We start from the raw sequence: 24743 nt of genomic DNA on the forward strand, positions 1-24743 counted from the left end.
GAAGAAATTATTAATGGTAGTGGTGCCCTCCAGGTAACATTGCAGGGTGGAGCAACTTGGCCTCTATATTGCAGAGCCACTACGGGCACTACGATTACTCCCGTATACACAGCACGGACGTGCCCCTCCAGGTAGTGAAGCCGGCCACCAGCATAGACCTGGAGGGGTTCCTCTGGAGGGAGGACCCCAGTATAAAGGAGATATTGGCCTCCTCGAGCAGCCTCGAGGAGGCCAGGAGGAGCCTATTCCTCTACCTAAACCAGCTCGAGTGGCGCCTCTACAGCGGCGAGGATAAGCTCCACCCCCTAGTGGAGGCCGTGGCGAGGGACGCTATACGCGTATTCAAGAACATAATATCGCCTAGGAACGAGAAGCTGACCGGCTACAGCGCCCTCTACTGTCTCTGGAGGCTCGCCCGGGAGGGGAGAGCGGCCGCCAGGGAGGTTGACGAGGGCTTCGTATACGAGTTCAAGCACCTATTCAAGGCTATAAACGGGAGGCCGGACATCTACCCCGCCAAGTACGCGGAGGGCCTGGAACAGGTAGACTTCACCAGGATAAAGGGCCGCAGGGCCGGCATAGCCAGGAGCAACTACCTCGACGAACTCGCCAGGAGGGTTAGGGAGTACCTCAAACGCTACCCCAGCGGCCTCGACCCGGAGGTGGTGAAGCGGAGGCGGAGGAATGTCGAGAGGATACTCCAGGTGCTGGGAGGCTCGCCCGACGATTGGAGAGACTACCGCTGGCACTTCCGCAACGCGCTCAAGGGCCGCCGCGGGATAAAGGTGCTGCGAGAGCTCCTTGGCCTCGAGGGCGAGGACCTGGAGGCGCTCACCAAGGCCCTGGAGCACCGTGTACCCTTCGGCATAACCCCCTACTACCTCCACCTCTTCGACCTCGACAGCCCGTGGAGCCACGACCACCAGGTGAGGAGGCAGGTCCTCCCACCGCTCCACTACGTGAAGACGATGATAGAGCATAGGGATGACAGGGAGTACTACTTCGACTTCATGGGGGAGCACGACACCAGCCCCCACCCCTTGATAACTCGCCGCTACCCGATGGTGGCTATACTCAAGGCGGCTAACACCTGCCCGCAGATATGCGTCTACTGCCAGCGCAACTGGGAGATAGTGACCGCCCTAGACCCCCAGGGGATACCCGCCAGGAAGCTGATAGATAAGGCGATAGACTGGTTCGCGGAGCACCCGGAGATAAGGGATGTACTGGTAACCGGCGGCGACTCTATGATACTCGATGACGCCACTATAGAGCATATAGTGAAGAGGCTCTCCGAGCTGGACCACGTGGAGCTGATAAGGATAGGCACGAGGATACTCGTAACAGTGCCCTTCAGGATAACCGAGGAGCTGGCCGAGATGCTTGGCAGCTACGTCGAGCCCGGCAAGAGGGTGATAAGCATCTCGACCCACGTGGAGTCCGCCTACGAGGTCACGCCCGAGATGGCTGAGGCCGTCTACAAGCTCCGCCGCAACGGGATAATGGTGTACAACCAGCAGGTCTACACCTTCTGGGTGAGCCGCCGCTTCGAGACGGTGGCGCTGAGAATAGCCCTCAAGAAGGCCGGGATAGACCCCTACTACACCTTCTACCCCAAGGGCAAGTGGGAGACCAAGGACTACCTCGTGCCGGTGGCCAGGATACTCCAGGAGAGGAAGGAGGAGGCCCGCCTCCTCCCAGGAACCTTCCGGACCGAGGAACCGGTGTTCAACGTGCCGAGGCTCGGCAAGAACCATCTCCGCGCCGGCCAGGACCACGAGTTGATAATGATAAGGCCTGACGGCCGCCGCGTCTACCTCTGGCACCCCTGGGAGAAGAACATCCAGCTGGTGGACCCCTACATATACACCGACATGGTATCGATAAAGATGTATCTAGACAAGCTCCGGGAGGTGTTCGGCGAGGACCCCGAGGACTACAAAAGCATATGGTACTACTACTAGGCATCTAGCGCAGGGCTCGGCCCCTGCAAGGCGCCATTGTCCCGACTTTTCCGCGCGCATTCCTCTCCCCGCCCTTCTCCCAGGCCCCCCTTACTGGCGAACGCTTCTCCAGCTCCTATGGCCTGGAAGCAACACAGTAGTTAGGAGGGATCCCGGCGGGGCGGCTTCAGAACGTTCGGCGACAACGCATGGTAACTGCGGAACCTGGCCTTTCCCCCTGCTCTCTGGCCCGGATACCGGATCCATTATGCACTAGGCGCTTCGGGATCCGTTCTAGGCTGGGAGGGGTGCGGGTTACACGAGCAGAGGTGCGGAAACAGTAGCTGTGAAGCATCTCCGCCGGCCAGGAGTCCGGCGCCCATTACCGGCATATTATTAGCTGGTGGATCGGCTGAGGCCCTCTGTCCCCGGGTTGCAGGAGCGGGGCCTGCCGCCGTCCTGGAGCCCCGCCGCCACGCCATCGGGGGTGGTGCGGGTTTACGGAGGTAGCGGGGCTGGAGTTGTACCGGGACGTATTCCCCCGGGGGGAGCCTCCTCGAATACTGTTCGATGGCGGGGCTCCCCGCTGGTTTGAGCCGGACCGGATAGCCGTCACCGATACCACGCTGAGGGATGGGCAGCAGGGCTGGAGGCCGATAACCGTCGAGGAGGGGCTGAGGATATATGAGCTGCTCGTCGAGCTCGGCGGCCGCGGCTCGATAGTGTCCACCGAGCTGTTCCTCTACACGCCTAGGGACCGGGAGCTGGCCAGGAAGATAATAGAGTATGGCGTCGAGTACCCGAGGCCCATAGGCTGGATAAGGGCCACTATGAACGACCTGAAGCTGGTCGTGGAGGCAGGTCTTGAGGAGACGACGCTACTTACTAGTATAAGCGACTACCACATCTACTACAAGTTCGGCGTTACAAGGGAGAGGGCGTTCGAGAAGTATCTCTCGGTCGTCGAGGAGGCTATGAAGCGGGGCATAGTGGTGCGCTGCACACTGGAGGACGCTACAAGGGCCAGCCTCGAGAAGAACGTACTGCCCTTCGTGGAGAGGCTTATGAGGCTCAGCGAGCGCTACGGTGTGGACTTCCGCGTGAAGGTGGCCGACACCCTGGGCCTGGGGCTCCCCTTCCCGGAGGTCCCGCCTCCACGCGGCGTGCCTGCCCTGGTGTCGGCGCTGCGGGAGGCCGGGCTACGGGCCGACCAGATAGAGTTTCATGGCCACAACGATCTGGGCCTTGTTGTGGCGAACCACCTGGCTGCCTGGATCTACGGGGCGGGGCTGAGCAACTGCACACTGCTAGGTATAGGGGAGAGGGCTGGGAACTGCCCGCTCGAGGTGATGCTGCTCCACTACGCCGGGCTCACCGGCCGCCTCGACAGGGTGAACCTCAAGGCGCTCCCCAGGGTGGTGGAGACGCTGGAGGCGATGGGCTATCAGGTACCCGAGTACCAGCCGCTGGTCGGGAGGAACGCCTTCCGCACCAAGGCGGGGGTGCATATAGACGGGCTGCTGAAGAACCCGGAGGTCTACCTCCCCTTCGACCCCGCCATAGTGGGGAGGAAGGCCGAGGTGGCGGTCACCGCCTACGGGGGCCGCGCGGCGGTCCTCATGTGGCTCCGCAGCAGGCTCCCCAGGGAGGCCGCCGAGCGGCTGAGCAAGAACGATCCCAGGGTGGAGGCGGTCTATAGGGAGGTTGTGAGGGTGTTTGATGAGAGCGGCCGCCACACGCCGCTCAGCGACGAGGAAATGGAGAGGATTGCCGCACGCTACTTCCCGGAGCTAGGGGGCCGGGACTAGCCCCTCCACACTTGTTCCATGCAGGGTTTACCGTGTGCGCGGAGTTATAAGGGTGGGCGCGTCCGCAGGCCGCCGCGGGCACCATCCCGTGCATGCCTCTGCGCACGGCCCAATGTCATGGAGGGTGTGAGCCTCCGGAAGCATAGGGTGATGGCCTGAGGAGAGGTGTTGCGGGTTGGGCAGCGGTCTAACCCTCACCGAGAAGCTGTTCAAGGGCAAGCTCGGCAGGGTGCCCGAGAGGGGAGAGATAGCAGTAGTCCCGGTGGACCTTGTCTACGCCCATGACGGCACCTTCACACTGGCCCTGGAGGTCATGAAGAAGACGCAGCTGCTCGACAGGATATTCGACCCGGATAAGGTGGCGCTCTTCATAGACCATGCAGCGCCGCCGCCGACTGTGGCGGCCGCAATGGTCCACGAGGTGATGCGGAGGTTCGCCAGGGAGCGCGGCGTGAGGTTCTACGACGTCGGCACCGGGATATGCCACCAGGTGGTCGCGGACGAGGCGCTGGCGCGGCCGGGCATGTTCATCGTCGGCGCTGACAGCCACACGGTGACCGGGGGCGCTTTCGCAGCCTTCGCCACGGGTGTGGGGAGCACGGACGCGGCTGTAGCCATGGCTACTGGGAAGATATGGCTCCGTGTCCCCGAGCAGGTGCGGGTCCGGCTCTCAGGCGAGCCTCCCGGCTACATAATGGGCAAGGATATCGTGCTCAGCATTATAGGCAAGGTGGGCTCCGACGGCATGATATACAAGGCCGCGGAGTTCCAGGGCGAGGGGCTCAAGAGTATATCGATGGACTCGAGGATGACTATAAGCAACATGTCCGTTGAGATGGGGGCTAAGGTGGGCCTCTTCCCCTCCGACGACGTCACGGTGGAGTGGTTCCGCGGTGTCCACGGCCTAGAGGTGCCTAGGCTGGAGCCCGACCCCGGCGCCGACTACGACGACGAGCTGGAGGTGGAGCTGCCTAGCCTGGAGCCCGTGGTGGCGGCGCCACCGAACGTGGACAACGTAAAGCCCGTGAGGGAGGTTGAGGGTGTCGAGGTCAACCAGGTGTTCATAGGGAGCTGCACCAACGGCCGCTACGAGGACTACGTGGCGGCCGCGAGGATACTGAAGGGCCGGAGAGTGAAGGAGGGGGTGCGCTGCATAGCCATACCCGCGTCCAGGAAGGTCTACGAGAGACTCCTCCGCAACGGGGTCATAGACATACTGGTCAAGGCGGGCTGCTTCGTAGCCTTCGGCACCTGCGGCCCCTGCATAGGCGCCCACCTGGGCCTCCTCGGCGAGGGCGAGGTGGCGGTATCGACGAGCAACAGGAACTTCCCAGGCCGCATGGGCCACAAGGACTCAAGGATATACCTGGCCAGCCCCGCCACGGCGGCCGCGGCGGCGGCGACGGGGAGGATAACCGACCCCCGCGAGCTGCTGCCCCCGGACGCAAGGCTCATGGTTGTTGACCCTAGCTACAGCTACAAGCCCTAAGCCCTCTGCCATGGAGGTGTCGAGCGGCATGGCCCGGGTCATACGTGGGAGGGCGTGGGTCCTCGGGGACAATATAAGCACGGACCACATAATAAGCGGGAAGTACAAGTTCGCTAAGATAAATAGGCTAGAGGACATGCTGCCCTACGTGTTGGAGGAGGTCATACCAGGCTTCTACAAGAAGCTCAGGCCCGGCGACGTGATTGTGGCGGGCCGGGGCTTCGGCTACGGCAGCAGCAGGGAGCACGCGCCGAGGCTCCTCAAACTAGCCGGCGTAGGAGCGGTGCTCGCCAAGAGCTTCCACAGGATATTCTACAGGAACTCGATAAACATAGGCCTCCCGGTGATAGTGGTCAGGAAGCTGCCCGACGTGACCAGGCAGGGCGACAAGGTGGAGGTGGACCTGGAGGCGGGCGTGGCGAGGAACCTCACCAGGGGGGTGGAGGAGAGGTTCCAGCCCCCGCCGGCCAGGCTCCTAGAGATACTCGAGGCCGGGGGCATAGTGGAGTACATACGGAAGACCGGCAGGCTCCCCTGGTGAAGGCCTCATGCCACGCCGCTACCACGTGGTGGTCATACCCGGCGACGGGATAGGCCCGGAGGTCGTAGCGGCCGCCCGCCGGGTGATAGAGCCCCTCGGCTTCTTCGAGCTAGAGGAGCTGGAGGCGGGGCTAGCCTACTACAAGCGGACAGGCCGGCCATACCCCGACGACTTCCTCGACCGGCTACGCGCCGCCGACGCGGTGCTGAAGGGGCCCCTCGCAACCCCCGTGGGCCCTGGGGGCTACAGGAGCATCAACGTCTTCATCAGGCAGAGCCTGGACCTCTACGCCAACCTTAGGCCCTGCCGCGGCTACCCCGGCGTCTCCCCCAGAGTGTTCAACATGGTTATAGTGAGAGAGAACACCGAGGGCCTCTACACCGGGATCGAGGGCTCGTTCCGCGACCAGGCGGTGGCGCTGAAGATAGTGACGCGCAGGGGCTCCGAGAGGATAGCGAGGTTCGCCCTTGACTACGCGTCTAGGAAGGGCTACAGGAGGATCACAGCAGTCCACAAGGCCAACATACTCAAGCTGAGCGACGGCCTCTTCCTCGAGGCCTTCCGGGAGCTGGCCAGGGAGTACCCGGGGATAGAGGCGGACGACATGATAGTCGACGCCGCAGCCTACAACATGGCGCGGACGCCGGAGCGCTTCCAGGTAATAGTGACCCTCAACCTGTACGGCGACATACTCAGCGACCTCGCCGCGGGGCTCGCCGGCAGCCTGGGGCTATGCGGCTCCGGCCAGATAGGGGAGCGCTACGCCGTCTTCGAGCCGGTCCATGGGGCGGGCTTCGACATAGCCGGTAAGGGGGTGGCGAACCCCGTGGCGGCAATCCACGCCGCCCGGCTCATGATGGAGCACCTGGCCGAGAGGCACGGCGACCGGAGGCTGGCGGAGGCGGCTGAGAAGCTGGACCAGGCGGTGGAGAAGACGCTGGTCGAGGACCGCGTGCTCACTCCGGACCTAGGCGGCACAGCCAAGACGATGGATGTGGCCGAGAACGTGGCCCGAAGGCTTGGAGAGATGCTCTAGGAGCACCCCCGGGCCGCCTCCCCGGGTTTAAACCCCTGGGGCTAGTGCACCCCTCCTCCCCGGTGCTTGGCGCTGTGCACCCCATCCTAGAGGCTCTGGGCCGCCGGCCCTTCGCCGTGGTGGGCCACCGTGGGGCGAAGGGCCTGGCGCCCGAGAACACGCTGGCGGCGCTCCGCAGGGCGGTGGAGGCCGGGGCTGATATAGCGGAGTTCGACATGCAGGTCACGGCTGATGGCCGCGTCGTGGCCTCCCACGACCCGGTTATCAAGGGCGTCGACGACAGGACCCTGAACGTGAGGAAGGCCAGCCTGGACGAGGTCAAGGCGGTGGACCTGGGCGGAGGCGAGCATCCGCCGACCCTGGAGGAGCTGCTGGCCGAGGCTCGTGGCAGGATCCTCCTCTTCCTGGAGGTCAAGGAGCCCGGGGACACGGGGCGCGTGCTGGAGGTGGTGAGGAGGGAGAAGGCGGTGGACATGGTGGCGCTGATAAGCTTCCACGACGAGGCCCTCCTCGAGGCCAGGAGGCTGGAGCCGGGGCTGCCCACGGGGATAGTCTACTTCAAGCCCCCGGGCAGGATCCTCGACTGCCGCAGGCTGGGCTGCAGGATAGTCCTCCCCCGCTACCCCCTGGCCACGGAGAAGGCTGCGGCCCTCGCCCACCGCCTCGGCCTTCGCGTCGTAGCCTGGACGGTGAACGAGGAGCGCTGGATCCTAGAGCTGGCCCGCCGCGGGGTGGACGGGATAGCCACCGACTACCCAGACATGGCGGCAGCTGTGAGAAGCCGGCTGGCCGCCGGGCAGGCGGGGTAGCCCTCATTGGGGCCTGGGGCCCGGTTCCCTGGCCTAAGGAGCCTCCTCAGCCTCTCCACGAGATTCTCCACGTCCCTGACGCCATCTCTCACCATCTCCGCGGGGAGCCAGTTCTCGTAGAAGTCCTTCTCCGCTCGAAGGGGGCTCGGCCCCGCGCGCCCCTTTGGGTCCCGTGTGCCTACTGCAGGACTGTTCGCCCTTATACCCCCGCCGGGGCGATGGCGCCTGGACGGGGTGGCGGGTGTGAGCCGGAAGCTGCGCATGATAAGGAGGCTTGAGAGGCACCTACGCAAACACCCGAATGACCGGGTGGCTCGAGAGATACTGGAGGCGCTCCGGGAGGGCCGCTACGAGTGGAGGGGCCGCAGCCTCGTAGTCAAGCCCGCGGGGGAGCAGCAGTCCTCCTAGCCTCTATTTTCCGGCTTCACCACCCTCCTCTCCCTGGCGCTGTACCTCTTGCACCGGGTCCAGGGGGGCTCTATGAGGGGCTCGTCCTGGGCGTAGCTCCTCCTCATCAGCGCCGCCAGCTCGGCCTTGCAGAGCTCGTAGCCCAGGTAGGCGTAGTGGCTGGGCTCGCTCGCGAGGCGTAGGAAGGCCGCCGCCTTGTAGACCTGCTCCGCGCTCACCCCACTCAGCTCCAGCACGCCCTTTCTCCCTATGTAGACGTCCCTGATCACGCCGTCCTCCACCGATATGAGGTGGCTGCCGGCCCTGTCCACCCGGAAGCCCTGCCACCCGGCTATGCTCGCCGCGTCCAGCCTCTTCCTCCTCCTGGGCAGCCTCGGGGGCCGGCCGCGCGGCTTCTTCTCCTTAGCGTAGAGGAGGTCCACCCCGAGGTCCTTGGGCCACCTCCTCTTGAGCAACGCCACCCCCGCCATGGTGGCGGCGATGGATGCCTCTGCCACAGCCATCCTGGACTTCCAGCTCTCCTCGGTCACCAGCAGCACCGAGGCGCCTGCCTCAGCGTAGAGCATTGCCAGTACCGCTATCTGGCCATGGGTGTCCGCGTCGACAAGCTCGTAGACGTTGGCTATCCCCGCCATGAGAGGGGTGCCGGGCAGCCTCCTCGAGGCCTCCAGGTAGGCGGCCACGCTGGAGGCGAAGCCCATGCCTGGCGGGTCCACCAGCGGGTCCGCTATAGGCTCCAGGCCCGCCCCCCGGGCCTTCTCGACGAGGCGTGCGAGCAGCTCAGCCCTCTCCGCCGGGTCCCGCGGCGGGGCCCCCTCCCGGAGGGGGATAACAACGGCCCTGCTCCCCCGCGGCAGCTTCTCCAGGAGGGGGTCGCCCCAGCCGATGCTGAGGGTTAGGCAGCTCAGCCCCCTCGCCGCGGCCTCCGCCGCCAGCCCCTTATCCGGGGTGTCGAGCGCCACAGGCCCAACCCTATCGGCTATGGCGCGTAGCACCTCGAGGGCCTCTCCGCGGTCCCAGTCGCTGCCGAAGCCGGCCACGAGTATGTCGGCTCCGCGGCCCAGCAGCTCCCACGCCTTCTCGGCGGCCTCCTCGCCGCCCGTGTGGGGCTGGATGTAGAGCTCGGCCGCCACCACTAGGGGAGGCGGCCGGGCCGGGACCCTGACCCCGCAGGCCTCCAGCCCCGGGGCGGAGAGGTGGCGCTTCCTCAGCTCCTCGAGCCACTTGTCCAGGAGGAGTGAGGGCTCCAGCTCGCCCCGCTCAGCGAGCTTCTCGAGGCCCTCCTCGCCCAGCTCCGCGAGGAGCAGGAGTGCCTCCGGCTCCCTGGGCCCCTTAACCACCGGGGCCCCGGCCTCTCTCCCCAGCCCCTCCAGGCTGTACTCCAGCGTGCCCGGCACAATGACCAGGTCGTACCGGCCCCTCAGCCTCCTCAGCGTGGCGGCGAGGACGTCCCTGGGGATCAGGGCGGCAACCTCGGCCGGCGCCTCTACGACCTCTATTCTCCAGCCGGTCCTCCTCAGCTCCCCCACGATATCCTCCAGGTAGCTCCTGGCCCTCCTACCCGTCACCACCGCTATTCTAGGCGCCACGTCCAGGCCCCTCTCTGCCGGTGCACAGCTCGGGGGAGGGGGCACCTTGAAAACCCCCGGGACAACACACGGTCTTCGGTGAACCTATTTGCCCACGATGGAACATGTTCTGGGCCTGGCGGGCGACTGCGGCAGCCTGGCAGTGCTGGCCAGGAGGGTCATGAGGGAGGGCGTGGACCCCTGCACCGGTATGAGCCTCGTAGGCCGCTGCGTCGCTAGGCGCATCCTCCATAGGCTAGGCGTGGAGGCTCCGGAGGGGCTGCTATCCCCCGCCCTAACCGAGCCCAGGGGGGCTCCGACCCAGCCAGGGTCGAGACCAGGGCCGAGGTGCTGGAAGGGGGGAGGGCCAGGCTGACGGGGGAGAAGGTGTTCGCCACCAATGCTCTCCACGCCTCCGCTATACTAGTCCTGGCCCGGAGCGGGGACGGCTACGCTCTAGCCCTTGCCGAGCCCGGCTCCAGGGGCCTCGCAGCGGAGCCCCTCGACATCGAGGCCTACCGGTGCAGCGGGATAGCGAGGCTCCGGCTCGAGGGCGTGGAGGCGAGGCTTGTCGCCGGCCCCGGCCGCGAGCCCTACCTTGCCGTCCTCCGCTCGCTCGCCGAGAGCAGGGTCCTCGTAGCAGCGCTCGCAGTCTCCCTGGGCAGGAGGGCGCTCGAGAAGGCCCTATCGTGGGCGCTGGAGCGGGGCGTATACAGGTTCCAGGCCGTGAGCCACCGGATTGCCCGCAGCCACGCCCTCCTAGAGGCGGCGGGGGCGCTTGTGGAGAAGGCTGCGGAGGCCCTGGAGAGGGAGGGGGAGCCGGACTGGGCCCTAACCAGCGCAGCCAAGTACGTAGCTGTCGAGGCGGGGCTCGAGGCCGCGGACACGCTCGCCAGGACTATGGGCGGCCACGCGGTGAGGAGCGGGAGCGGGGCCCCGAGCTGCTCCTCCACCTCTACGGCCTCGAGCCGGCCGAGGGCACAGGGGATATACAGCTAGAGATTATAGCGAGGAGCCTCGCCCGCCGCCCCAGGGCGGTGAGGGGTTGAGCGGAGACAGGATGGCCAGGCTCGGCTGGCTCCTGCTGACGGCCGGCGGCCTCGCCTCGCTCCTAGCCTGCCTGGCCCGCCTTGTCGGCGTGTGCCGCCTCGTCTCCCTGGCCGGAGGCGAGGCAGCCTACATGCTCCTCGGGGTGCTGGTCTACGCGCTGGTGGACGGCCTTCTAGGGGTTGAGATAGTCTCCGGCCTCGCCCTCGCAGCCAGCGCCGCGGTGTTCCTGAAGGTCTACTTGAACCTGCCCAGGCCGCCCATGAGCCTCTGGCTCGCAGAGGCCCACGGCCCCGGGTTCCCCAGCGGCCACGCCACCACAGCCTCCGCCTTCTGGACCCTGGTAGCCCTCCATGCGGGCAGCCCGGTGGCAGCGCTGGCGGGCGCCCTCTACGCCGGAGCGGTGTCGCTGTCCAGGCTCGTGCTCCACGTCCACTACCCCAGAGACGTGGCCGGCGGCCTCGTCCTCGGCCTCGCCTCCGCCCTCGCCGCCCACGCCGCGGCCAGGAGGCTCGGCCGGCTCCGCGCGGCGGCCCTGCTGGGTCTCGCTTCCCTCCCCATGGCAGCCCTGGCGCTCTCTAGGAGCCCGGGCTACGCCTCCGCGGCGAGGCTGGCCGGGATAGATGCGGGGCTCGCCGCCGCGGCCTTGCTCCTGGGGCGCGCCCGGTGGGCCCCCGGGGCCCTGTCCTCGGGAAGCCGCCGCCTCCGCCTCCTCTCCCTACTGGCCTCGCTCGCGGCCATGGCGGTGGCTGCCGTGCTCGACGGCCTGGGCCTGGCCGCGAGGGTGGCCGGTTTCGCCCTCTTCGCCGGCCTTGTAGCGGCCTCCCGGCCTCTAGCCGCCCTTGTCCTCCGGCTTCGGGGGCGCGGCTCCTAGCTGCCGGAAGAGCAGCCTCGCGGCCACGGTCAGCGGGTCCCAGACCGGGTTGAGGCCGGGCCAGTAGCCTACATCTACGCCGAAGAGGTCCCAGACTGTGGCGCCCTTGTAGAGGAGGGAGGCGACCACATTCACCCTCCAGAAGCCGCTGGGGTCGCCGGAGACCGCCTGGGCGCCCAGCAGCCTCCCGGTATCGGCGTCGGCCACGACCTTGAGCACTATCTCCTCGCCGCCCATGTAGTGGGCCCTAGTCCTGGCCTTCAGCCTCGCGGCCACCGGGTTGAAGCCGTGGCGTCTGGCCTCCTCCTCGCCGAGCCCGGTGGCCGCCACGTAGAACCCGAAGGCCCCCACAGCGCTGGTCCGGACCACGCCGGGGAACCGGGCGTCCCCACCGGCTATGTTCGTGCCGGCCACGTACCCCATTTTGTTCGCGGCGGGGGCGAAGGGCCACCAGACCCTCCCGCCGGTCACCAGGTCCCTGGTCTCAGCGACGTCGCCGACAGCGTACACGTTGTCAACGCTGGTCCTCATCCTCTCGTCCGTCCACACGGCCCCCGTCTCGCCCAGCCTTATGCCAGCCTTCTCAGCGATATCCGCCGCGGGCTCGATGCCGCCGGCCACTATGAAGAGGTCTCCGCCGACCCTCTCCCCGTTGTCGAGCACAGCCGATACAGCCAGGTCCCCGGAGCCCTCCAGGCCCTCCACCCTCCTCCCGAGGACGAGCTCGACCCCCGCCGCCCGGGCCCTCTCCTCCACAAGCCCCTTCATATCCTCGTCCAGCATCCTGTTCAGCAGCCAGCCACGCCGGTGGATGATCGTAACCCTCCTCCCGAGCCCGGCGAGGTTCTCGGCTGCCTCGACGCCCGTATAGCCGCCGCCTATGACCACGATCCTCCTCACATCGTCCCGGACAGCGGCCGCCCTTACCCTGTCGGCGTCGCCGAGGCTATGGAGGGTGTAGACGTTACGGTACCGGAGCCACTCGCCCAGCACGCGGGGCCGGGCACCGGTGGCTAGGACGAGGTAGTCGTACTCGTACCAGCCCTCCTCCCCGGTCGAGAGGCTGCGGTACCGCAGCCTCCCCTCCCCCGGCTCCAGCTCCGTCACAAGCGTCCTCAGCATCACCCTTATCCCGCGGCGCCTGGTGAACTCCTCGGGCGGGTAGTAGAGGAGATCGTCAAGCCTGCGGACCCTGCAGCCGATGTAGTAGGGGGTGCCGCAGAGCGCGAAGCTGACCCAGCTCCCCTTCTCGAAAACCACCACCTCGGCCCGGTCGCCCAGCATCCTCTTAGCCCTGCTAGCCGCGGCCATCCCCGCGGCTCCGCCGCCCACCACGGCGACTCGGACAGCCACGGCGGCCTTCCCAGGAGCCTCCAGGGCCCGGGGGCCGGCCAGCCTTATAGCGAGCGCCCCTCCCCGTAGCCGCAGAAGCCGCAGCGGCCCTCCACGAGGGGCCTCCCGCAGACCGGGCAGGCCCCGCCCCTGGCCTCCGGCAGCGCCTCCCGCTCCTCGAGCAGCAGCCTCACCGCCCTGGCGGCGCCGGCGGCCAGTGTGGCGGCGAGGACGCGGACAAGCCACGCCGGCGCCCCCGCCTCCTCCGCGACGTGGTCTACGAACCCCGTATCGCCGAGGAGGTAGCTGCGGGCCAGGTCGTAGACCGGGAGCCTCCCGGCGGCGAGGGCGCTGCGGAGAGGCCTGGCCTCCTCGTAGAACCCGCTCGACTCCAGCCTCGCTATGGTCTCGGCCGCGAAGTCCGCGTACTGGGCCGGGCTGAGCGGCGGGGGCCCGCCGCGGACCGCGACCGGGAGGCCGCCGGCCCGGGCCAGCATGGCGTAGACCTCCACCGCCTTCCCGGGCGCCGTCCTCCGGGCGGCGAGCGCCATCCTGTCCGCCAGCTCCTCGAGCACAGTCAGCAGCTCCCTGCCGCCCCGCGGCGCCGCCTCCACCGCCTCCCGGAGGCCCGGGAGCCGGGTCAACTCCTCTCCTCCTCCAGCACCCGGTCCTCGGTCTTCCTCTTCCTCTTCTTGCCCATGCCCCTGCACTTGGAGAGCCTCCCCAGCTCCAGCTCCTCGGCTGCATAGAAGTCCTCCGGCATCTCCTCGTAGAAGCCGCCCTCCTCCTCGCTCATGCCTCACCGCCTCTCCTCCAGCGCTGCTCCCTCGGCTATCTCGTCCAGGGCGAAGCTGTAGACGTTGTATAGCCCCCTCGGGGGCAGCCCCGCCTTGACAGCCTTCTCGTCCTCCTCGTCGACCACCTTCCAGTAGCCGCCGCAGCGCCTGCACCGGTAGAGCCGGAGCCAGGGCTTGTCGGGGAGCGGGCGGTAGAGCACCACGTCTCCGGGCCTCTCGGCGCCGCAGTAGGGGCAGCGGGCCCTGGGGAACACCCACTCCATGCCGCAGGCCTGGCAGATCAGGTACTGGCGGCGGCCCTCACCCCTCATGTAGCCGACGCGGGTGGCGGAGCCGCAGACCGGGCAGACGCCCTGCTGCCAGTACTCCCTGGCCCAGTCGAGCGCGGGCCCGGCGGCCAGGCGGAGGGCGCTGAGGAGGGGCTGGAGGAGCCAGAGGGCGAGGGCGCGCACCCGGTCCCGGTCGGCTGAGACCGCGCCCGCCCAGGCGTGTATGCTGTCCTCCCTCCCCTGGAGCAGCTCCTCGACCAGCTGGGATAGGCTGAGCACAGCCTTCTCCACGGGGTCCCGCAGCGAGGCGGCGGCGCCCTCCAGGCTGAACCCGGCCCCGGCCGCGGCGTCCATTATAGCCAGCATGGAGTCGCGGAGGAACGCCTCGCCCATCAGCGGGCGGGGGAGCCCGCCGAGCAGGGCTACGAGAGGCTTACGCTCCACGGCTATCCTCCGCGCCGCGGCCTGGACCTCCTCCACGAGGCCCGCTTCCCGGAGGCGGCGGAGCGCCTCCTCCTCTACCCGTGCCTGGGCCTCGTAGAGGGCCTCGAGGATGCGGTAGGTACGGCTATTCTCCGGCTCCTCCTGGGCCAGCCGGTCGAGCCACGCCCTTATCTCGGGAAGCCTATCCTTCAGGAGCCTAAGACCATGCCCCGACTCTACCATCACGCACAGCCTCTAGCTAGTGATACGCGGGGATGCTCCAGCGGGCGGAGCACCAAGCGGCTAAGAAGACACTGGGCAGTGAATAAAGCAAGCGGGAACAACGGGGACACCCCATGCGAGCCCCTCGGGGCTAGCAGAGGGGCGATAGGGGGCTAGCCTCTGCATAGGGCTCCAGCCCCAGGCGGCCTAGGGGCATAACGAGTGGCGCCCCCTGGATCCTCTCCGGGGCCGTGTAGACTGCCAGGCCCCGGCCATCCGGCCTGCGGAGCACGAGCGTGACGCCATGCTTCCTCGCGGCCGCGAGCCCGCTGAGCAGGGGGTGGTGGTTGGCCACGATGACCCGGACCCCCGCCCTCGCGAGAGCCTTGACCGCGTCCCCCGACACCCTGCCGGTCGAGACGGCCACCAGGGCTAGCCCCCTGAGCCTCCCGGCCGCGGCGAGCCTGGACAGCATCCCCGCCGCCTTCAACATGGCGCTGTGCCTGCTGACATCGCTTACGAGCAGCAGCCTCTCCGCGGAGCCCGAGCCGCGCTCCACCCCGTAGACGGCGACCGAGTGGAGCGCGTAGGGGCACCGGTGCTTCGGCACCATATGCACCAGGTCGCGGTAGGCCTCCTCCACCAGGCTCCACTCGACCCTGCGGTCCTCGGGTAGCCCGGCGGCGGCCGCCCTAGCGAGCCGGGCCCTCACGAGGAAGCTCATATCCCCGGTGCCCGTGACGGATAGGAGCTCTACGTGGTCCCCCAGCTCCGCCAGCTCCTCGCGCAGCGCCAGCCCCGCCACGGCGTCGGCGAGGTAGTTTGGGCTAGTGTATATCGAGCCTAGCCTCCTCCCGTCCAGCTCAACCACGTACTCGTAGTCGGCTGCCACGCGCAGCCCCGAGACCATGGTGGTGGCCAGGCTGCACTCACGGGCAGCGTCCACGGCCCTGGCTACACGCTCCTCCATGCCTATTTGCCCTCCATGGCAGGGTTAAGGCGTGCATAACCGCTGGTACGGGGAAAAAGGTGTGTGGGCTGGTTGAGCGCCTCTAGGCCTCCTCGGCCTCTTTGGCGGCCTTCTCGTAGTATAGCGGGTGGTGGTGCTTCACGAAGTCCTCGGGAGCGGTGCCGGTGCGGAAGATAGCCCTCACCATGGGCCTGTGCTCCGGTATCCCTATGGCGAGGTACACGTGCACTATGAGCCCTGCTATGCCGAGCCATGCTGCCCACACGTGTATTGTGTGCGCCAGCGCCACTGTCTCCGGGCTGAAGCTGCTGCGGAACCACATTACCATGCCCGTGGCGAAGAGTATTGCGAAGCCTATGAACACGCTCAATATCCACAGCTTCTGGCCTAGATTATACTTGCCGAACCTGACGCTCCTCCTCCCGAGGTAGTAGGCTGCCAGGTTCCTCACTGCCTCGCCCAGCCCGCCCTCAGGCCAGATCTGCCACTTCCTTATCCTCGGCAGCTCGCCGAGAAGCCATACCAAGCCTATAGCCGCCATGCCTACTCCTGCCAGCCTGTGGATTACCCTGGCCACCTGCACCCCTAGGCTGTAGGCGCTGTAGCCCTGCTCAAACGGGGAGTAGCCGAGCGCCTTAGCCAGGTAGGAGGCCGGTGTGCCGAGCGCGTAGGCTAGCCAGCCGAAGAAGCTGTCCAGCGGGCTCGGCAGCTTGGCGGCCGATATTATTAGCCCCGTGAGTATCAGCGCCGCCGCGAAGTGTACCACATGCTTATGCGTCCATATCTCCAGCTCGCTGAAGAGCCTAATCTCGCGCGCCACCTGGAGCCACCTCCCAGGGCGTGGGTGGGTCATGGGAGAAAGGGGTGAGCCTGGCTACCCGCCCTTGGAGCCGCTGCGCTTCTCCATCCTCTTGGCCCGCCAGTAGACGGCGTGCGCCACCGCGCCTAGCGCGGCCAGCGCCGCCAGCCCGACGCCGACCTCGCGGCCTAGCTGCACGCCTGGCAGGCGGCCTCTCGGGTCGGCGGGGAGCCCCAATACCTCGTACCACTTCTTGCCCTGCTTGGCGCCGAGGCTCCTATACTTCCTGGTCACGTAGAGGTAGTGGGTGTGCCCCACGTAGTCGTTCACGTGGTCGCCGTAGACCTCGTAGCCTGCTGCACGGTACTTCTCCACAAGCTCCCTCCACGGCCCGAACTCGAGCGCGTCGGTAGGGCAGGCCTCGACGCAGGCGGGCTGGAGCCCGTTCTGTATACGGTCTATGCAGAGCGTGCACTTGTACACCTTGTTCGTCTTAGGGTCGTAGCGCGGCACATTGTAGGGGCAGGCCTCGATGCAGTAGCGGCAGCCGATGCACCTGTCGGAGCGTATCACCACGGCGCCCTCGGGGTGGACCTCGATGGCGTTGACCGGGCACGCCTTGGCGCAGGGCGCCTCGCTGCAGTGGAGGCACTGGTGCTTCTTGAACAGCCAGAAGGGCTCCCCGTCCTCGACGCCCTCCAGGAACTGCATTATCATCCAGGTGTTCGGGGTGAGGTCCGGCGGGTTGGTGTAGCCCTGGGGGTTGAAGCTGGTCTCCTCGGCTTTGAGCCCGTTCCACACCTTGCATGCTACCTGGCATGCCCTGCAGCCTATGCAGGTGTCCAGGTTGACTACTATCCCATACTCCGTCACGGGCATCTCACCTCCCGGTCCGTTGGGCGGAAGAAGGGTTAGAGTATGGGCTGCACGCTGGGCTTCGACTGGTAGGTGTATTTCTCGGGGCTCGCCTTCCTCACCCATGCCAGGAACGCCTTGGTCTCCTGCATGGTTGTCACTATGTCGAGCAGCAGTATCGATATAGTGTTGGCTACGTCGAAGCTGTTGTGGGCGCCGCTCCAGCCCCAGTGCCACGGCACGTTTACCACGTAGACCTCCCTGCCCGCTATCCTCAGCTTCGGCATACGGTTGGTCACCAGGGCTCTCACGTATATCCTGTTGCGGTTGTTGCCCAGCTCGACAATATCGCCGCTCTTTATCCCGAGCTTCTCAGCCAGCTCGACCGGTATCTCCGCGAAGGGCTCCGGCACCATCTCGGCGAGATAGGGGACGTTCCTGGTCATTATGCCGGTGTGCCAGTGCTCCTCCAGCCTATTCTCGGTAACCACTACCACCTCGGACCCGCTGGGAGCGTACTTCTTCAGCTCCTCGTAGCTAGCCGTAATCGCCTTGTAGAGCTCTGGCATCTGCTCCGGCGGCTCTATGTAGAAGAGGTTCTCTATCCTCCTCCACGCCAGCGCCGGGTACTCCGTCGCCAGCTCCAGGCTCGGGCTCTCGCCGGGCTCGAAGTGGAACGGGTAGTCGATGCTGTACGCCCAGACCTTGCCGTCGGGCCCTAGGGTGGCGTACCACTCGCCGTACCGGGATATTAGCTCCTTCACGCACTTCTTGTAGTTGTCGGGGCTGCCGTCGACGCAGGACTTGAACTCGTTGATGAACTTGTCGTGCACCCGGCGCCACTCCTTCCAGTCCTTGTATACTATGGTCTTGCCGTTGACGGTCTTGGATCCCTTGAAGTAGGGCTTGTAGAAGTTCGCCTTGCCGTAGTCGAGCACCAGCTCGGGGTCGTAGTAGAAGCTCTCGCACATCGGGCACTTGATTCCAAGCTCCTCCACGGTCTTTACCTCGTAGCCGCCGCCGGGCTTCCAGAACACTATCCTGCCCACGGTCTTGCCGTAGCGTATCATAGCCTCCGGGTCGGCTGCGCCGGTGAATATGTCGGCCGTGGTCTTCTGGCTGCAGCGCTCGTTGAGGCATGTCCAGGCCCGCTTGTAGAACTTTCCTATCAGGAAGTTGTGGCCGGGTATGAACGCTGGTCTCATCTCACCAGTCTTGGCGTCTACTATGTCGCCGGCCTCGCCCAGTATCTCGACCGTCTTGCCGTCCAGCTCGGGGCCTACAGCCCACCTGCCCGCCTCGAAGGTGAACCTGTCTTTGCGGCCGAAGGTCTTCTCTAGCGTGTAGAGGTTGTAGAGTATCCTCACGTTTCTGGGCCAGCTCCATCCCCAGTCCTTGTAGAGCCTCAGCGGCGCCTTGGCTCCAGGGTGTGTGAGGGTGCCGCTGTCCAGCAGCCCGTCGGGCTGGCCGGGCGACCGCGGTGCCGAGACCCTCCTCGCGGCCAGCACCCTATTGTGGGCCCAGTCGTACTGGCCATAGTAGAGGTCGACGGCCGCGTCTATCTCCTTGTAGACGAGTACTGGGTCTACCTCCTGGTAGTCGCTCCACGGGTACCTGTCACTGCTGTAGTTCATGTAGGGGGCTATCCTCCGCCTGTACAGCTCCACAAGAGTATCGGCCTCGGGATGCTTCACCAGCACGCGCTCCACGTGCTTGCCGTACTCCTCGCTGGGCAGCTTCGCCAGCCCAGCCCTCCTCATGTGCTCCCAGAGCTTGTACATTATCCACAGGTCCGGCTTGGCGTCGCCGGGCGGCGAGACCACGCGGTGCTGCCACTGTATCCAGCGGTTGCTGTTGGTTATGCTGCCCTCCTTCTCGTACTGGAAGGCTGCGGGGAGGAAGACGTCGGCGAACCAGGCTGTCTCCGTGAGGAAGATGTCCGAGACGACTAGGAACTTGAGCGCGGAGAGCGCTGCCATAGTCATCTTGGAGTCTGCGTCGCTTATCGCTATGTTCTCGCCGAACAGCCACATAGCCTCAATCTTGCCGCCCAGCTTCCTAGTCCTCGGGTCATCGGGCAATAGTACGCCCATCCACCAGTTGTTCTCGGTGTAGCCCTTGTTGAAGGGCAGGTCGCTGATAACCACGCTGTCCTCGTCCCAGGGCCTGTCCTCGGGGTCGGTGCCGACGAAGATCCCCATGGACAGCTCGTAGCGGCGCCAGTTCATGAACCACCATGACCAGAGCAGCGCCGTGCTGTTGACCGTGAGCCTGCAGTTGTCGCCCTTCTCGTCGCAGCCGCTGCACTTCAGCCCCAGGGCCTTGCAGGTCTTCATGCTGGGGCGCCAGTTGAAGGCGTCGGGGAAGCCCTTGAGCTTCCACTCCTGGTAGGCGCGCACCTGCTTACTGTTGGTTGGTATCTTCACGTAGCCTGGGAATATGTGGCTCAGTATGCAGAGGTCGGTGGTGCCCTGCACGTTGCTGTGGCCGCGGTAGGGGTTGAGGCCGCCGCCGGGGAAGCCCAGGTTGCCGAGGACCAGCTGGACCAGCGCGGCCATTCGGGTGTTCTGGGTCCCCACGTGGTGCTGGGTGAGCCCCATAGCCCACTCTATGGAGGCGAACCTCTTGAAGTTTGTTGTTACACCGCTGTTCTCGACAAAGAGCTTCGCTATCTGTCTAAGCTTCTCGACCGGTATACCGGTTATCCTCGAGACCTCCTCGGCGGTGAACCTCTTTGCTATATCCTTTATCTCCGAGATCTCCTCCAGGTCTATGTTGAACCTCTTGGCGTACTCCCTGAACGTGGGGAGCTGGTCTACGGGCGGGTTGCGCTCGTAGAACGCGTAGTGGAGAAGGTAGTACATCACGGGTATGTCGGTCCCGGGCCTGTGGAAGGCGAACACCTGGGCCTTGGAGGCTGTGCGGCCGTACTTCGGGTCGACGACTACCAGGGTGAGGGTGCCGCGCTTAATACCCTTCATCACGTGCCTCATGGAGACCGGGTGGGCCTCGGCGGGGTTGCCGCCTAGGATGAGGTAGACACTGATGTACTGGGTGTCGGGGAAGCTCTGAGTCTGGGCCCCGAAGCCCACGGTGCCCGCTAGGCCGGCCACGGTGGTGGAGTGGCAGCGGCGCGCATCATGGTCTATATTGTTGCTGCCGAGGAGCATTGAGATCTTCCTTATCAGGTATGCCTCCTCGTTCAGCATCTTAGCCCCGGCCATTATCATGAGCGGGTACTGGTTGCCCAGTCGGAAGTAGCAGCCCTTCCTGCTGCCGCACAGCTTCCCGTCGTAGGGGTGGTAAGAGCGCACCGCGCCAGCATTCTCCCCGAGTATCTCCTTCATCCTCCTCGCTATGTAGGCGAACGCCTCCTCCCAGGTCACCGGCTTCCAGACGGGCTTGTACTTCTCCAGCACCCTCCGGAGCTCGTTGGAGTCCCTGGCGGCGAGTATCTCCTCGGGCCGGGGCTTGGGGTTTACACGTATCAGCGGCTTCCTCGCCCGCAGCCCGTTGTAGGCGCCGAAGAGCTGGATGGAGGCCTTGCCCTTGGCGCAGAGCTTGCCCTCGTTAAGCGGGTTATCGGGGTCGCCCTCGAGGTAGACTACCTTGTCGCCCCTCTTGTAGAATATGATGCCGCAGCCCACGCTACAGTAGGTGCAGACACCCCGGACCTCAACGGTCTCCTCGAGGTTCTTGCCCCCTATCTCGCCGAGACGGTAGCGCTTCGGGGCCATGTAGCCGAGGGCCCTCCTAACGCTACCCGGCAGCGCGGCGAGCGTGGCAACCGTCGCGGCGGTTTTTCAGGAAGTTCCGTCTGTCCAGGCGGAGAACATGGCCCGACTGTGCCAAGGCTGGCAGGGCACCCCACGCAGCCCCTTAACATCGCTGTTGTTTAAAATATATTTTCGGTATCAGTGCCGATTTTAGTGGATAACCGGTGTTTAAGGCAGCCATCGTATTAGCGTGATAATTTAACCTATAATTCGAATCACACATAGTATACGTTATATACGTGAAATGGGCAGCCATCACGGTGTTTTTGGAGGATTCGCGCCGGCCGCCCCCCGAGGGCTATGGGCTGCAGAGCCTCTCCATGTCCCTCGCAGCCTGCCTCTCGAGGTGGCGTATGCCGAGCCTCCTGTACTCCTCCAGCTCCATCCCCAGCCCCCTGCAGAGCCTGCCGCGGGGCGCCGCGGGGTCCAGGCCCGGCTCCAGAATATAGGCCTGCTTGGGGCCCAGGGGGTTCTTGGGCTCCCTGCTGCGGAGGGCCTCCCTCGTGTTTATGTGGGCAAACGCCAGCGGGCTTGAGGCGAGGAGCCCGGAGCCTACGAGGACCAGCCTCTCGGCCGCCCTGGCCGGGTCGCTGGCGCGCAGCTCGCCGCGGAGCCTGCAGAGCCGCCCCAGCACGCCCGGGAGCCTCTCTACCAGGCTCCAGCTCATAGCCGCCGCCAAGGTGTCCAGGTAGCCCCCGGCGTGGAGGGGGAGCGCCGCCTCCGCCCCCGCCTCCTCCATGAACGCCTCCAGGCCCCGGAGCACCCCCGGCTCCAGCCAGGGCATGTCGCCCGGCGCTACCAGGAGCACCTTGCCCCGGAGCCCCCCGAGCCCTGCCAGCGCGGCGGCGGGGCCGCCGCAGCCGAGCCACGGGGGGTCGTAGATGCAGCCGTCGAGCCCCGCGGCCTCGGTGTAGAGGCGGCACCTCTCCCCGCTCCTGGTGGCCGCGTAGACGAGGCTTGCGCCCGCCTCCCGGAGCGCCTCAGCCACCCTGGCTATGGAGACCTCGCCGTCGACGAGGGCTAGGAGCTTGTCGCCCCCGAACCTCCTCCCCTCGCCCCCGGCCAGCACCAGGCCTATCCTCATCCCTTGCGCGCCCCACACTCCACCTCAACCACTACCCGATCGCCGGGGAGGAGGGGCTCGAGGCGCCTGCAGGCGACCAGCTCCAGCACCCGTGGCCCGTGCCGGCTGAGGAGCGGGCGGATAAGCATAGCCTCCACGCTGCCCTCCCGCGTCCTGACACGGGCCCTCCAGGCATAGACGGCGCCCAGCCTCCTACCCTCCCAGATGGTCTCGGGGATGACGAGGGGCTCGCACTCCCCGGCCAGCTGCCTCCAGTCGACGCCAGCCTCTATGTTCAGGGTGCCGGGGAAGGGCCTGCAGCCGAGGAGCCGCTCGAACCACCCGCTGTAGTAGGGGTGGGAGACGTAGCGGCCGCCCTCGCCGAAGCCCGGGGCCCTCCTGCCCTCCACCAGCCTAGAGCCCATCCAGCTGCCCCGGAGGAGCCCGGGGACGAGAGGCTAAGAAGATAGCCTAGTGCCCCAGGGGCGGCCCCGGCCATAGAAGCCGCCTTGGCTGCCCCGAGCCGCCGGCATACCCCCGGGCCCCCGCCTCCCCGAGGCCGCGTAGAGGGCGAGGCCTGCGAGAAGGCCGGCCAGGGCCAGGGGCTCCAGCCCCCAGAGCCCCTGGTAGGGGTCCTCGAAGCGGAGCACGAGCGTCCCGCTGCCCGACGGGACGCGGACGAGGATCACGTTGGCCTCGGCATCCCTCGCCAGGGGGACCGGCGACCCGTTGAAGTAGGCCCTCCAGTGGGGGTACCAGGCCTGGCTCACCAGGAGCCAGGCAGGCTTATCGGGCTCCACGCTGAACTCTATCAGCCCGTCGCCGACGTGCATGCCCGACACATGAAGCCTGGGCGGCCGGTAGAACGCGTACACCAGCTCCCCCAGGAACTCCTCCTCGGCCCTGCTGTGGCTGTAGAGGCGTGGTAGAACATGTTAAGCGAGACAAAGACGGCCAGCCCCCTGCCCGCCCTCCTCGCCGCCACCACGGGGGTCCCGTTAGCCTCCAGGAGCACGGAGTTCCAGGACCCGCCGCTGTAGACCGTGGCGACCCATGCGTCTCCCTGGTAGCTGTACTCGGCCTCCCAGCCAGCGGCGCCGGGCACCGAGCTCGGCGGGCTAGATATCGCCGGCCCTGGAGGCGGGGGAACCCGGCGCCGAGGTAGCTGTGGGCGAGGAGGAGAGCAAGCAGCACAGCCGTGGAGAGGAACACCATGGTCTATAACACGTCCTCCAGCCTGCCCCGCTGGCACCGCTCCTAGCCCCTGGGGGCCCCCAGGGCCGCCGAGCCCTCCCCGAGGACGTAGTGGTAGCGGTAGAGCAGCCTCGTAGGGTAGACCTCGTACTCGAAGAGGGATTTGCGCAGCTCGAGGAGGCCGTAGCCGGCCAGCCTCCTACAAGCCTTCAGCACCGCGCCGGGCGGTATCGAGAGCCTGGCCGCTATCTCGTGCACCGTTACCCCGGGCTCCCGGGCGGCCAGGCGGGCTATCTCCTCGTAGAGCGGGTCGACGGCCAGTAGCGCCGCCGGCAGGTCCTCGGGGTATACGTAGAGCCGCCCCCGGGCCTCCGGCACCGAGGCCACGGCGCCCCGCAGCTCGAGCAGGGTGAGGCGGCGGCACAGCCTACGCCAGCCCGCCCCCAGCCTGGCCGCCAGCTCCTCAAGGCTCATAGGCCCCGAGTCCCTCAGCAGCTCGACTATCCTCGCATCCATCTCGCGCGGCTTGTAGAGCCTGGCCAGGGGCCTCAGCACCAGCAGTCGGATCCTGCGGGGCGCCAGGCAGGCCAGCGAGGCGGCGAGCAACGCCAGGTAGGCGGGGAATGCCACGAGGGCTGCCGCGGCCAGGGCTCCGGGCAGCCCGCCTCCCGCGGCAGCCGCCACTCTCCCGAAAGGCCTGAGGAGGGCCAGGGCCGCGTTGTGCAGCACAGCCTTCACACGGTGCCTTGCCGGAGGGGGCTCCGGGGTGACGGCCTGCATCTCCTCCACCACTATGCCTGCTAGGAGCCCTGCCATCTCCGCCCCGTTGCCCTGGCTCACCACCGCCTTAACCGGGTTGAACGCGGCAGTGACAACGACTCCGCGGCCGTACCTGTTGGCCAGTATGGCTGGGTGTCCCTCCTGGAAGGCGGCGAGCACACGGGCTCCCTGGGGCTCGAGGTGCATGGCGCCGTAGGTGTCGTTGTAGGCGTATACCCGCCCCCGGTAGACTATGTCGTAGAGGGGCGTGTCGGCGCTACTGGATGCTACACCGGCTACCCTGGCCCCAGCCATGGACTCTAGAAGAGGGTGCCAGTGCTGCACGAAGGTGTTCATGCCTATGAAGAGCAGGTGGCCTCCCCTAACATACTCCGCCAGCGCCTCTATCTCAGCTGGTGTAAGCCGCCCGCCGTAGGTGAAGAGCCTGTTAAGGTCTGGTATGAGCACTGCGTCGTAGCGCCAGAGGAACGCGGGATCGCTGAGCCTTGCGCGCTCCGCGCCGGCGGAGGGGTAGCTCTTGCTCAGGTACAGCACTCTCACATCCACTTGGAGCCCGGCGGCGGCAGCGCTGTCGGCTATGCTGCGGGCCCATAGTATGTCGTCAAAATCGCTGGCCACCACTAGCATGGAGCGGGGGCGGCCCGGGCCCCCGGCAGCGGAGGCGGCGGAGACGCTGCAGGCTAGGATAGCGGCTGCCAGCACCACTAGAACCGGGGCAGCGCTCCTAGGCAAATACTACA

24 protein-coding genes are annotated in these 24743 nt (G+C 66.5%); 10 read left to right on the plus strand and 14 right to left on the minus strand.

Translation table 11 applies throughout. The features are described 5' to 3' along the window. Positions 1 to 56: 56 nt before the first annotated feature. From CF15_RS04365 to CF15_RS08835, 7 genes are all read left to right on the plus strand, one after another. Positions 57 to 1964, plus strand: a complete 1908-nt coding sequence (locus CF15_RS04365) for a KamA family radical SAM protein (RefSeq protein ID WP_236698123.1) — start codon at positions 57 to 59, stop codon at positions 1962 to 1964. Between the two features lie 500 nt (positions 1965 to 2464). Next, entirely contained in the window at positions 2465 to 3751 is a 1287-nt protein-coding gene (locus CF15_RS04370; RefSeq protein WP_236698124.1) for a homocitrate synthase/isopropylmalate synthase family protein, read from the plus strand. Between the two features lie 175 nt (positions 3752 to 3926). After that, positions 3927 to 5240, plus strand: coding sequence for a 3-isopropylmalate dehydratase large subunit (locus tag CF15_RS04375; protein ID WP_058370702.1), 1314 nt, complete (start codon positions 3927 to 3929; stop codon positions 5238 to 5240). Between the two features lie 28 nt (positions 5241 to 5268). Beyond that, complete coding sequence (locus CF15_RS04380; protein WP_058370703.1) at positions 5269 to 5781, plus strand: LeuD/DmdB family oxidoreductase small subunit; 513 nt, start codon at positions 5269 to 5271, stop codon at positions 5779 to 5781. Positions 5782 to 5788: 7 nt separating this feature from the next. Continuing rightward, positions 5789 to 6817 (plus strand): isocitrate/isopropylmalate dehydrogenase family protein, encoded by a 1029-nt coding sequence (locus tag CF15_RS04385; RefSeq protein ID WP_058370704.1) that lies wholly within the window; start codon positions 5789 to 5791, stop codon positions 6815 to 6817. Positions 6818 to 6879: 62 nt separating this feature from the next. Further along, positions 6880 to 7626, plus strand: a complete 747-nt coding sequence (locus CF15_RS04390) for a glycerophosphodiester phosphodiesterase (RefSeq protein WP_236698125.1) — start codon at positions 6880 to 6882, stop codon at positions 7624 to 7626. A gap of 243 nt (positions 7627 to 7869) precedes the next feature. Further along, positions 7870 to 8034 carry a hypothetical protein gene (locus tag CF15_RS08835; RefSeq protein WP_168371265.1) on the plus strand — a complete coding sequence of 55 codons (165 nt, stop codon included), beginning with the start codon at positions 7870 to 7872 and terminating at the stop codon, positions 8032 to 8034. On the opposite strand, the gene CF15_RS04395 is transcribed toward CF15_RS08835, so the two are convergent. Then, entirely contained in the window at positions 8031 to 9623 is a 1593-nt protein-coding gene (locus CF15_RS04395) for a DUF4346 domain-containing protein (RefSeq protein WP_168371266.1), read from the minus strand. The genes CF15_RS08835 and CF15_RS04395 overlap by 4 nt on opposite strands. 88 nt (positions 9624 to 9711) lie before the next feature. Between CF15_RS04395 and CF15_RS04400 the strand changes: the two genes are divergently transcribed. From CF15_RS04400 to CF15_RS04410, 3 genes are read left to right on the plus strand one after another with little or no spacing between them, the layout of a single operon-like run. Next, on the plus strand, positions 9712 to 9978 hold the full coding sequence (locus tag CF15_RS04400; RefSeq protein ID WP_168371267.1) for a hypothetical protein: 267 nt from the start codon (positions 9712 to 9714) through the stop codon (positions 9976 to 9978). Further along, complete coding sequence (locus CF15_RS04405) at positions 9951 to 10601, plus strand: acyl-CoA dehydrogenase family protein (RefSeq protein ID WP_058370707.1); 651 nt, start codon at positions 9951 to 9953, stop codon at positions 10599 to 10601. The genes CF15_RS04400 and CF15_RS04405 overlap by 28 nt, the downstream gene beginning before the upstream one ends. Before the next feature lie 46 nt (positions 10602 to 10647). Beyond that, positions 10648 to 11523, plus strand: coding sequence for a phosphatase PAP2 family protein (locus tag CF15_RS04410; RefSeq protein WP_058370708.1), 876 nt, complete (start codon positions 10648 to 10650; stop codon positions 11521 to 11523). Here the strand turns inward: CF15_RS04410 and CF15_RS08840 are convergent. From CF15_RS08840 to CF15_RS04465, 13 genes are all read right to left on the minus strand, one after another. After that, on the minus strand, positions 11482 to 12876 hold the full coding sequence (locus CF15_RS08840; protein ID WP_201783086.1) for an FAD-dependent oxidoreductase: 1395 nt from the start codon (positions 12874 to 12876) through the stop codon (positions 11482 to 11484). The genes CF15_RS04410 and CF15_RS08840 overlap by 42 nt on opposite strands. Before the next feature lie 44 nt (positions 12877 to 12920). Continuing rightward, positions 12921 to 13499 (minus strand): hypothetical protein, encoded by a 579-nt coding sequence (locus tag CF15_RS09050; protein ID WP_058370709.1) that lies wholly within the window; start codon positions 13497 to 13499, stop codon positions 12921 to 12923. Then, the gene (locus CF15_RS09055) at positions 13496 to 13651 is read right to left on the minus strand and encodes a hypothetical protein (protein WP_201783087.1); all 156 of its coding nucleotides are present in this window, start codon (positions 13649 to 13651) and stop codon (positions 13496 to 13498) included. The genes CF15_RS09050 and CF15_RS09055 overlap by 4 nt, the downstream gene beginning before the upstream one ends. Positions 13652 to 13654: 3 nt before the next feature. Further along, positions 13655 to 14587 (minus strand): formate dehydrogenase accessory protein FdhE, encoded by a 933-nt coding sequence (locus CF15_RS04425; protein WP_058370710.1) that lies wholly within the window; start codon positions 14585 to 14587, stop codon positions 13655 to 13657. Positions 14588 to 14717: 130 nt separating this feature from the next. After that, positions 14718 to 15536, minus strand: a complete 819-nt coding sequence (locus CF15_RS04430; RefSeq protein WP_058370711.1) for a formate dehydrogenase accessory sulfurtransferase FdhD — start codon at positions 15534 to 15536, stop codon at positions 14718 to 14720. Positions 15537 to 15618: 82 nt separating this feature from the next. Then, the gene (locus CF15_RS04435) at positions 15619 to 16356 is read right to left on the minus strand and encodes a cytochrome b/b6 domain-containing protein (protein WP_058370712.1); all 738 of its coding nucleotides are present in this window, start codon (positions 16354 to 16356) and stop codon (positions 15619 to 15621) included. 54 nt (positions 16357 to 16410) lie between these two features. After that, positions 16411 to 17214 (minus strand): 4Fe-4S dicluster domain-containing protein, encoded by an 804-nt coding sequence (locus CF15_RS04440; RefSeq protein WP_070807822.1) that lies wholly within the window; start codon positions 17212 to 17214, stop codon positions 16411 to 16413. A gap of 32 nt (positions 17215 to 17246) precedes the next feature. Continuing rightward, positions 17247 to 20927, minus strand: coding sequence for a molybdopterin-dependent oxidoreductase (locus tag CF15_RS04445; protein ID WP_058370714.1), 3681 nt, complete (start codon positions 20925 to 20927; stop codon positions 17247 to 17249). A 337-nt stretch (positions 20928 to 21264) separates the two neighbouring features. Next, on the minus strand, positions 21265 to 22050 hold the full coding sequence (mobA, locus tag CF15_RS04450) for a molybdenum cofactor guanylyltransferase (RefSeq protein ID WP_058370715.1): 786 nt from the start codon (positions 22048 to 22050) through the stop codon (positions 21265 to 21267). Further along, complete coding sequence (locus CF15_RS04455) at positions 22047 to 22454, minus strand: DUF120 domain-containing protein (protein WP_058370716.1); 408 nt, start codon at positions 22452 to 22454, stop codon at positions 22047 to 22049. Before CF15_RS04455 ends, mobA begins: the two co-directional genes overlap by 4 nt. 33 nt (positions 22455 to 22487) lie before the next feature. Further along, positions 22488 to 22871, minus strand: coding sequence for a hypothetical protein (locus CF15_RS04460; protein ID WP_168371269.1), 384 nt, complete (start codon positions 22869 to 22871; stop codon positions 22488 to 22490). Next, positions 22841 to 23134, minus strand: coding sequence for a hypothetical protein (locus tag CF15_RS08845; RefSeq protein ID WP_168371270.1), 294 nt, complete (start codon positions 23132 to 23134; stop codon positions 22841 to 22843). Before CF15_RS08845 ends, CF15_RS04460 begins: the two co-directional genes overlap by 31 nt. 152 nt (positions 23135 to 23286) lie before the next feature. Beyond that, complete coding sequence (locus CF15_RS04465) at positions 23287 to 24735, minus strand: DprA-like winged helix domain-containing protein (RefSeq protein WP_058370718.1); 1449 nt, start codon at positions 24733 to 24735, stop codon at positions 23287 to 23289. Positions 24736 to 24743: the final 8 nt, after the last annotated feature.

The sequence above is a fragment of the Pyrodictium occultum genome (genome assembly GCF_001462395.1).
In the GTDB taxonomy this organism is placed as follows: Archaea; Thermoproteota; Thermoprotei_A; order Sulfolobales; family Pyrodictiaceae; genus Pyrodictium; species Pyrodictium occultum.

What these genes read in the sequence shown, in the direction of transcription:
- CF15_RS04380 (WP_058370703.1), top strand. Translation starts at nt 5,269, where the DNA reads ATGGCCCGGGTCATACGTGGGAGGGCGTGGGTCCTCGGGGACAATATA.
- CF15_RS04385 (WP_058370704.1), top strand. Translation starts at nt 5,789, where the DNA reads ATGCCACGCCGCTACCACGTGGTGGTCATACCCGGCGACGGGATAGGC.
- CF15_RS09055 (WP_201783087.1), bottom strand. Translation starts at nt 13,651, where the DNA reads ATGAGCGAGGAGGAGGGCGGCTTCTACGAGGAGATGCCGGAGGACTTC.
- CF15_RS04425 (WP_058370710.1), bottom strand. Translation starts at nt 14,587, where the DNA reads ATGGTAGAGTCGGGGCATGGTCTTAGGCTCCTGAAGGATAGGCTTCCC.
- CF15_RS04430 (WP_058370711.1), bottom strand. Translation starts at nt 15,536, where the DNA reads ATGGAGGAGCGTGTAGCCAGGGCCGTGGACGCTGCCCGTGAGTGCAGC.
- CF15_RS04440 (WP_070807822.1), bottom strand. Translation starts at nt 17,214, where the DNA reads ATGCCCGTGACGGAGTATGGGATAGTAGTCAACCTGGACACCTGCATA.
- CF15_RS04445 (WP_058370714.1), bottom strand. Translation starts at nt 20,927, where the DNA reads ATGGCCCCGAAGCGCTACCGTCTCGGCGAGATAGGGGGCAAGAACCTC.
- mobA (WP_058370715.1), bottom strand. Translation starts at nt 22,050, where the DNA reads ATGAGGATAGGCCTGGTGCTGGCCGGGGGCGAGGGGAGGAGGTTCGGG.
- CF15_RS04455 (WP_058370716.1), bottom strand. Translation starts at nt 22,454, where the DNA reads ATGGGCTCTAGGCTGGTGGAGGGCAGGAGGGCCCCGGGCTTCGGCGAG.